This window comes from Neorhodopirellula pilleata, from assembly GCF_007859915.1.
GTDB classification, from domain to species: Bacteria; Planctomycetota; Planctomycetia; order Pirellulales; family Pirellulaceae; genus Rhodopirellula; species Rhodopirellula pilleata.
On the sequence record NZ_SJPM01000025.1, the window covers coordinates 35,058 to 44,600 of the forward strand.

6 protein-coding genes are annotated in these 9,543 nt (G+C 53.5%); 4 read left to right on the plus strand and 2 right to left on the minus strand.

Annotation, left to right across the window (positions count from 1 at the left end; all coding sequences use genetic code 11):
* The first annotated feature begins 254 nt into the window (after window positions 1-254).
* The 4 genes from Pla100_RS28205 (at window position 255) to Pla100_RS28220 (ending at window position 5,800) form a co-directional block, all read left to right on the plus strand.
* Complete coding sequence (locus tag Pla100_RS28205; protein ID WP_146582368.1) at window positions 255-1,394, plus strand: sulfotransferase family protein; 1,140 nt, start codon at window positions 255-257, stop codon at window positions 1,392-1,394.
* Between the two features lie 436 nt (window positions 1,395-1,830).
* Window positions 1,831-3,132 carry an SHD1 domain-containing protein gene (locus tag Pla100_RS28210; protein ID WP_146582370.1) on the plus strand — a complete coding sequence of 434 codons (1,302 nt, stop codon included), beginning with the start codon at window positions 1,831-1,833 and terminating at the stop codon, window positions 3,130-3,132.
* Between the two features lie 74 nt (window positions 3,133-3,206).
* Window positions 3,207-5,549 carry a BPL-N domain-containing protein gene (locus Pla100_RS28215; protein WP_197168303.1) on the plus strand — a complete coding sequence of 781 codons (2,343 nt, stop codon included), beginning with the start codon at window positions 3,207-3,209 and terminating at the stop codon, window positions 5,547-5,549.
* Between the two features lie 17 nt (window positions 5,550-5,566).
* A complete protein-coding gene (locus Pla100_RS28220) occupies window positions 5,567-5,800 on the plus strand; it encodes a hypothetical protein (protein ID WP_146582374.1) in 234 nt (77 codons plus the stop codon).
* 88 nt (window positions 5,801-5,888) lie between these two features.
* On the opposite strand, the gene Pla100_RS28225 is transcribed toward Pla100_RS28220, so the two are convergent.
* Together Pla100_RS28225 and Pla100_RS32005 are read right to left on the minus strand one after the other, a co-directional pair.
* A complete protein-coding gene (locus Pla100_RS28225; protein ID WP_146582376.1) occupies window positions 5,889-8,957 on the minus strand; it encodes a serine/threonine-protein kinase in 3,069 nt (1,022 codons plus the stop codon).
* Window positions 8,958-9,327: 370 nt separating this feature from the next.
* The coding region (locus Pla100_RS32005) for a hypothetical protein (protein ID WP_231603726.1) at window positions 9,328-9,543 on the minus strand (216 nt) is incomplete at its 5' end.

The window sequence follows — 9,543 nt, forward strand, 5'->3', positions numbered from 1 at the left end:
GGGCGGCACGAGGGCACTGGTTCACGTGAGCACTGGCTGGTCTGATCAATGCCCCTCGAAGCCCGTCGAAGGCTCCCCGAGGAATCGCATTGATCCAATGCGGAAACGCTCCAAAACCGTTAAGTTGGTCACACGACGCAGGTCGGGCCGGTTTGGTTCGACCGGTCGACGCCGTCCAACCAGCAGATAACGACTCGCCTCCAAAGGGTCAGCCCCCTTCTCGGTAGGCTTTCAGATCAAGGTTCCCGTGATTCATGTCTGACCGTTCGCTCAACCGCTATCCGTTCTACTGCCCCCGATTTTGGCACGGGATGCGTCCGAGGGCGTGGTGGAATCTGCTCAAAAAAGGGAACTTCCAGGTCAGCCCCTCACGCTGGCCGATGGCGATCATCATTTCGATCGCGACCGTTTTCAACACGGCCTTCACGTGGATTCAAGGCTTGCTTTTCCGACGAAAGTTGCGGGAAGCGGAATTGCACGGGCCTCCCGTTTTCATCATCGGACATTGGCGCAGCGGCACGACACTGCTTCACGAATTGATGGTCCGCGACGAACGATTTAGCAGTCCCACCACCTACCAGTGCTTCGCCCCGTCGCACTTCTTACTGACGCAGTGGTTCTTTCGCACGTTCTTGCGTTGGTTGTTGCCGGGCAAACGTCCGATGGACAACATGGACACCGGATGGGATCGACCTCAGGAAGATGAATTCGCGTTGGTCAACTTGGGCTTGCCGTCGCCGTACCGTCGGATCGCGTTTCCCAATCAAGGCCGGGTTGATATGGAATACCTCGACCTGGACAACATCAGCGACGAGGATCGACAGGTCTGGCTGGACACGCTCAAAGATTTTTTGCACCGGGTCAGCATCTCGACGACGCGGCCTCTGGTCATCAAGAGCCCCACCCACACCGGGCGGATCGGGCATTTAGCCAAAGCATTTCCTCACGCAAAATTCATCCACATTACACGCGACCCTCGGGCATTATTTCCTAGCACATGCCGCTTGTGGCGCAGCCTCGACGCCGTTCAAGGCTTGCAGGCGGTCACACCGGACCAACATCACGACGACGCGGCGAGCGAACCGATCGATGAATACGTGTTGGCCTGTTTGGAACAGATGTACGCCGCTTTTCACGCTCATCGTGACCAAGTCGCACCGCATCACATCATCGACATCCGATACGAAGACTTGATCGCCGACCCGATCGCCACACTGCAAAAGATCTATGAATCGTTACGCCTAGCCGATTTCGAAACCGTCCGATCCGAACTGCAAACCTGGGCCGATACCGAACACCAAGCCTACCAAACCAACTCCCACCAACTCTCCACCGACGAAGAACAGCTGTTACTCAAGCGCTGGAACGAATACTTCGAGCGATACGGATACTGAAGGACACTGAACCAACGAAAGCCGTCCCGTTACAAGCTCGACGCGCGCGTTTTGAAGTTGCACTTTATTCGTAACCCGCTGCGTAAGCGAGGGATCATTGAGATTGACTCATCCCTCGTTTACGCAGCGGGTTACTAAAAACCAATGCCACAAGCAAAAGTGCAATGTCAAAACTCGCAAGCGAGTGTTCCCACCAGTGCAGTACTGGAACTCATTCTTCAGGTAGCGAAACTCGTCAAGAGTTTCGGCCTGAACCACCAATCGCCACAAGTCTCGGCAACTTTGGCTATGTCCCAACCCCAACTTCGATCCCAACAATCGGTGAAAAGTTGATCGTCGCCGTCGCCGGGTGTACACTCCCCCAGTCGTTTTTCGGCCATCGTCGTTGCCGATCGCAAAGATGACCTGAGGTATTGTCATTCGTTAGGATCAAGTCATGAACAGATTGTTTCAGTTCTTCGGTGCCGGTTGTCTGTTCGTGTTATTGACCGCACCCTCCTTTGCGACCGATGTGGTTACGCCAATCGAATCCGATCCGTTCTTTCAATTGAGCAACCTGCGACGTGGCGAAGACAATTCGTTGTTGTTCAATTTCAAACGAACCAAAAAAGCAATCGGATTCAAAACCGTGTTCATGCAAGGCCGTTCGAAAGGAAGAATGATTTCGATCACGGCCACCGTGAACCCGTACGCGGAAGAAGACATCGTCACCCTGCGGTCGTTCCTTCCGGCCAATTCGTCTTCGCCGATCGATCTCGAGCTGTACTTTGTCACCATGCATACCATCGGTGAAAAAAAGTATCTGTATTCGATGGTTTCCAACGCCGTACAGATCGGAAATCCAGGGACCACCACCACACCGCGTCCGTGGACCGATGCGGAAACGCAGGGTTACAACCAATACCTGAACGCCAAACCCACAACTGTCAAAAGATACAATGTCGACATTGATGTGCCGCCTGAATTCGTCACCGTTCCTCTCACTGCGGAACTGACCAAAGGAACTCCACTGAAAGCGTGTTACTCGTCAAAATGGTCACCCATTACGACGCTTGCTGAAAACGCGGATGGATCGGTTTTTGTTCGATGGGACGAATGGGGCGAAAGCTATGACTGCAATATGCTTCGCGAGGAACTCGTGATCGCGAAAGCCGATTTGACACGATTGGCCGAACATCCCGAGGGTAAGTTCCCCGACGTTCATCCCTCTCTCGTTACCGGTGGTGAATCCGGTTCAGTCGATGGTTCCGGTTCGTCGACGTCGATGGAAGCCAAGCCCTTGAAGGATTATCCGGTCTCGATTACCGTCCCAGCGGATTCTCAGTTCATTCCTGATAGTGCGACGCTGCCCGCCCAAACAAAGCTTCAAGCATGCTATGCAGGGAAATGGAATCCGATCACGTTTCTCTCGCATTATCCCGATGGGACGCTGACCGTTCGCTGGGATGATTACGGAGCGGCTTATGATTGCCGGATGAAACGCAGCGAATTGATCATCAAGAAGTCACTGCTCGCGACAACGGGCAGCGAGGCCCCGCAGGAATCAGCCAGTCGCATCTGGACCGACTCGACCGGCCGTTTCAAAGTATCGGCAAGACTGATAGAGCAATCGTCCGATTCGGTGACTCTATTAACCGACGCCGGAAAGACGGTCAAATTGCCACGGGAACGTTTGAGCCAAACCGACCAGGACTTCTTATCCTCGCAAGAACGATCCGATGAAAACCCGTTCGAGTGATCGAACACGACCTGTTGACAAAAAAGCAACGGTCAACATCAATTCGACGGAGGCGTTCAATGAAAATCAAGCGAATGAAAACACGACCAAACGTCGCCACGGTTGTTTGCATCAGTTTCCATCTCATTGCAATGGCCGGATTGCAACACGTGGAAGCACAGACGTTAAGCAACCACGTCATCTTCGAGACAGGCGACTTGCCGATTATTCTTTCGGCCCCGCATGGTGGCAATGAATTGATTCCCGGTGCGTTGCCTCGCAAAGGGATAGGCGTTCGGTCGTTTAGCAACACAATGGACTTTGGTACCAAAAAGCTTGCACTACAGACCGCCGGCGCTCTCGAGCGGCAGACAGGCAAACGACCTTACATCGTGGTCGCTTCATTTCATCGCAAGTTTGTCGATGCCAATCGAAGCGAAGAAAGGGCGTACGAGTCGGAAGAATCCGCGCGAGCCTACCACGCCTACCACGAGGCGTTGTCTCAGGCACGTCAGGACGTGATCCACCGATGGGGTCGAGGTTTGTTGCTAGATATTCATGGTCAATCCGAGGTACCCGATGCCATTCTTCGCGGAACGGTCAATGGTAGAACGACAACGCACTTGGTGAGTCGGTTTGGGCTGGAATCCCTGATAGGCGATCGAAGTTTGTTGGGGCAGATCGCGCAACAAGCCCTATCGGTAGTGCCGGAAGTTGATTCGGCCGAACGTGAACATTCAGCCTACAACGGCGGTTTCATCGTAAGTAAGTATGGAAGCGGTAAAGGCGGGACGATGGATGCAATTCAACTGGAGGTAGGCAGGAATCTTCGCTCTTTCGACGCCAGACCGGCGGTGGCAGAAAAGATGGCCAATGCGATCGCATCTTTCGCGCAGGAATATATGCCGAGCGAGGAACAAAGTGTTCAGCAGACACAGCAAACATCAACACGCCAGCCATTCGAAACAACCGAGACGCATTCCAACCGAAAGAATGCATCCGTTTTCGCCGACCGTTTTACGGATTCAGATCGCGACGGCTGGTTCGAGCTTGATGATGATTCGTCAACCCTTTCGGTGAAGTCTAGAAGCGGACAAATGGGAAGTTCCTCAGAGCTGAGTTTTTCCGCCACAGACGAATCGTCACTCAAGTCGTTTGCGGCTCATTTCGATGAGGTGACTCTTCAACGGACCGGCGATTTTATAAAGCTAAGATTCAACGCCCGACACAACCACAGCGGTTTCATCAATCGCGGGTTTCGCTTCGGTTTGTTTCATTCAAGCGGAACACGATTTACGGACGACGGTGACCAAGATTCTGAGCCTGTTTCGCTCGATGACCGTGGATATTTCGTCATGCTCGATCTCGGCATCAACACGACCTTCGATTCGGCCGTCATCCGTGAAACCAATAACTTCACCGACGAACGTTTGGCTAATGGCGGGCTAATCGCCTTCGATGCCCCTGACAAGAATCGTGACCCTCTGATGTTCACTCGCGAAAAGAACTACACGTATTCGTTAACACTGACGCGCAACTCTCGAGGCACCATTGACGTAAGCCTTCAGAACAATGTAACCGGAGATGAAGACGCATTGACCGGAACGTCGACGCTGTCACCAACGCTTGCGTTCGACACTCTCTATTTCGGTATCACCGGATCGACCGCCGATTTTGCAATCGACGACGTCAGAATCACTGACAATCGTACCGCATCGCACCGAGCAGCCGAAAAACCGATCAACATCGGAGTCTACGTCGACGAAGGTGCGGGCCCGAGCGTCAATGATTTGTTGTTTGTTCTTGGTAAATATGAAGATGTCTCGATTAAGAGACTGACGGCTTACGACGTTCAATCCGGCCAACTCGACGGGCTGGATCTGTTGATGCTGCCCGGCGGTAGCGGTCGCGGGCAGGGGCGGACGCTCGGCGAGACTGGTCGAGCTTCGATCCGCAAATTCGTTCGCGAAGGTGGAGGTTTTATCGGGATTTGTGCGGGGGCGTATCTGGCATCTTCGCACTACCCGTGGTCGCTTCATATTCTTGATGCAATGGTTGTTGATACAGAGCACTGGAATCGGGGAACCGGAACCGTAGATATTGCGATCAGCGATTGGGGCCGACAGCTACTGCAAACCGAAGAACGGATGCTTCCAATTCACTACGCACAGGGACCACTCTTAGCACCCGGAAACCAACCAGACATCGACGACTACCAACCGATCGCAAAATTCGAGACTGAAATCGCCAAGAAAGGCGCGCCGCAGGGAGTCATGAGGGGGACAACCGCAATCGCCGAGGGACGGTTTGGCCAGGGCCGTGTCGTATGTTTCAGTGCCCATCCGGAAATGACGAACGGCCTTGAGACAATGGTGCGTTTTGCGATCGATCACGTCAAGCGAATACGAACCGAACCCCTCGCAACATCAGCACAATGATGAATTCAAGTCTCTCAATGTATGCCTTAATCGCGTTGGCTGCCGCTTTCGCATCATCGGCGGTTGCCGATCAACCCAATGTCATTGTGATCATGACGGAAGACCAAGGTATGGAGCCGAGTGGAGAATTTTCCGTTGACGCGATGCATTTGGAAAGCGTCCCACGTCAGCTGGGAGCCACTTTCCTGGATGCCGAAGGAAATGAAAATGTCGAGGCTTACTATGCCTACGTTGATCGCCTATCGGATTGATCCATTCTGGATTCCGAGTTGCCTAGAGCAGCGGAACGCGACGAACAACCAAAGAAGGAGCGAGTGGTTGCCGGACACAGGCTGGGTGTCATTGATCGGTCGATTCAACTCCGTTCAACGAACAACGGTTACGTTGATACCGTCCGTCGGATCGTAGAAACACGGTTTGAATCGTTCCTGTCTGAGGATCGGTTTGGATGAAATCGCGATCACACGCCATCGTCGATGGAATCCAGGGGATGCTTCCAAACTTCGATCCGGTGTCGAGGTCCCAAACTTGAAGATGCCCATACATATCCAAGGCTAGCATTCGGTCATCGCCCCAAAACGCGATGCTATAGCACGCCACAGAATGCCCTCGCTGGTCACGGTCATGGAGGATTTCGAGTGTTTGTAGCGTAACGGGATCAAGTCGATGAATGGTTCCGTCGTCCAGCGTCATCCAAAGACTCTCTTCATGCGGGCCGATTTTCATCGCGCGAACGAGCGATTCAACCGGACGTCGACGAAGAACCTTCCCTTCAAACGACAAAATGACGATCTCATTCTCGGTGCCGACGAAAATCTCCTGAGCCGCGACATAACAGCCCACGCTCTGAGCTTGTTTGTCGAACGAGACGTCGAAGCGAGGGATCCAACGGTCACCGCGACGCTCGTAGGCAAAAAGATGCTTGTCTTGCTTGGTCGTTAAAACCATCGCCGAATCTCGGGGCATCCAATAGCATCGCCCTCCCGGCGACACCATGTCTTCGTTTAAGTCGAACTCTTGGTGCAACGCTTGGTAATAATGCTCGAACACGGTGGTATGAGAATCCGATATCGAGGCGGATTGATCTTCAGGCGAGATCATCTCGACGTGCCCGTTTTGCAGCCCGACGAGCAAACGATCCGTGTCAATGAAACGCAAGCAATTGACACGCGAAAGCGTGCCACGGAACGTGCCGAGTCGCTTCCATTTCGATGGCGAGGACGGATCACGACGAAAACATTCGACGCCGGATCTCAATCCGGCGACGGCTAAAAACCGGTCATCTGGCGAAAAAGCGATCTGCGATACTTCATCCGATACCGCCAAGATTTCGACCTCGCTATTTGGATCGGTGTAGTCCACCAAGCCGAGTTCATTCTTGCCGTCTAAATGGAACGCGGCGATTGGCAAACGATTCCCGCAGCAGGCGAGATTGCTGACGCAACCGACCGCGTATCGATGAGAAAGCGACCCGGTATGCGAATCAAACACTTGCAACTCCTTGTAGTGTTTTTTTCCGGTCACGATCCATTTCCCGTCGGGACTTAGCCCGAAAGACTCGCCCCGTTGATGACTCTTAATGAAGACTTCTCGCTTGGTGTCTTCGTGCCATACTTTGATCCCTTCGTATCGACATTGTGAAGCGATGATCGATTGGTCGTAGCTGGTTCGGATCGATTCGATGGTCGTGGGGTGGTACTGAAGCACTCGCTTGATTGCGTGGTCATCGAACCCCAGTTTGATCAGATGGCGTCCACCCCACGGCCATGAATGCCCGGCCAAGAGCAGAATCGGTGGTTCATCGCCATTGTCGAGCAAATCGATCGAGTGGAGGGAAGAGCGAATCCCGCCGGCTTGGCGTATCAGCTTTCCTGTTTCGAGATCCCAATAACGGAGGTAACCGTCCTCGCCTACCGTCACATAGCGATCGAGTTGCGGCGTCACCACCAAATCGTGCACGGGACCAGGTTGGATCGATAGCGTTCGATACTGGTCGACAATCGCCTTCTTGAGTAATTGGGCTTCGATACGGTCATTCGGATGACGCGACAAGATCTCTTCCACGTCGCCGAATTGGCCATCGGCATATCGCATGTATGCCAATTGCATGTCAGCTTGATAGGCTTGCTTGGTGACCTTCGATTCGGCCAGTTGAACCTGTTCCAACGCCAAACTTAAAGCCTCACTTTGCTCGGTCAAGCGACTTGCCACATTCGATTTGGTGTAGGCAAACAAAGCCAAGCTGATTGTTCCGGTCATCAGGCTGATCAGCACCATCGTCATTGCTAGAGTCGTGACCGGATTCCGCCTCGCCCAACGGACCGATCGCCCCCAAGCTCCTAAACTCCGCGCGACGGTGGAGCGGCCGCTGAGATATCGATCAAGATCCGCCCTCAGTTCAGCGGCATCGAGGTATCGCCGTTCGGGCGATTTGTCGAGACAACGATGACAGATCGCGGAAAGATCTTTCGGGATCTCGGGACGAACGAGGTGAACCGGCGTCGGCTCGTGTCGACGTACTCGATCAAGCATCGCGGCGGGAGAATCAGCGACAAATGGCGAGATGCCTGTTAGGCACTCATACATCAACACGCCGAGGCTATACACATCGCTCGTTTTGGCCGGATAGGTTTGGTTCCCCAGCACTTGCTCGGGGGACATGTAAGCGACCGTGCCGACGCAAATGCCCGTGCGTGTGTGCCGGCTTGCCGAAAGACTGAAAGCCAACCCAAAATCCATCAGTCTCGCCGAAAGGCTTCCGTCCGAGTCTTGTGAAATCATCACGTTGGACGGCTTGATATCTCGATGGATCAAATGCAGCCGATGCGCCGTGTCGAGCCCATCGGCAAGTTGCCTCGCCAACTTCGCGACGAGAGAATGATGTAGCGTTCCGCCGGATTGTTCGCTCAACCACTGTCGTAGCGTCAACCCCTCACAAAACTCCGAAACGATGTAAGGCGGATCCGACATCAAGTTCGCGTCCAAGACCCGGATCAGGTGCGGATGATCGAGCATCGCTGACAATTCGGCTTCACGACGAAACCGGAGGTTCGATGGGTCGCTGGCATCGAATCGCATTCTCAAAATCTTGATCGCAACGCGGCGTCCGAGGTTTTGATCCTGAGCGAGATAGACGTCTGATGAACCACCCGACCCTAGCAACCGCACGATCTGATATCGGTCCAGGCGAGTACCGACGCTTAAGTGAGCGATCGATCGAAGGTTACTGGGATACCGTTCGTCCAAAGACGAATGGTCGACCGACCAACTATCGTCGATCGCCCCCGAGACGTTCCCGGGTTTCGTCGAAGGCATCGCCGCAGTCGGCGAGTCTGAATCGCAAGACCGGATCGACGTTGAAGACGAAGAACCGTCTTGGTCGTAGGCTCCTGGCGAAATAGATGACATCCCAGACTCTTTCAATGAAGATTGAATGAAGGGGGGTATTGACTACCCTGGGGTATCTTATCTTGCCGGACGATTGAGGTGAAGTGAAAGGTGCCAAATTCATTCTTCGCGGAACGAAGCGATCCACTCGGCTGACGCGTTTATAAGTTCCGCTGGTTGCGGGTCGAACGTACTTGTGCTTGATGAAATGGGACTTGTACTCGAAACACAATATTGAGCACGAGCACGAGCACGAGTACCGCCGAGGGCTGAGCACGAGCAGGAGAGACCGGCTAAACGTGAGTTCGTGGCCCTTTGGTTTGCCATGCGCAGCTAGAAAACTGGCATCGCGCATGGAACGATTCGACCGTAGCCGCCTTGAGGCGGTGGACTACCGGGCTGTTGATTTAATCGTAACCCGATGCGTCAGCGAGGGATCCAACGCCATCAATTCTCTTTTACGTATCCCTCGCTCACGCATTTTGAAGACTGCCATATGGTTTTCAAGTGGGAAGGCAATTTTGTTACGGGTACATATTTTCACCGGTCTGCTCGGAAGCAGTTTTCGATTCGCAATCATCGGAACTGACGCTGGATTGAAAAATCG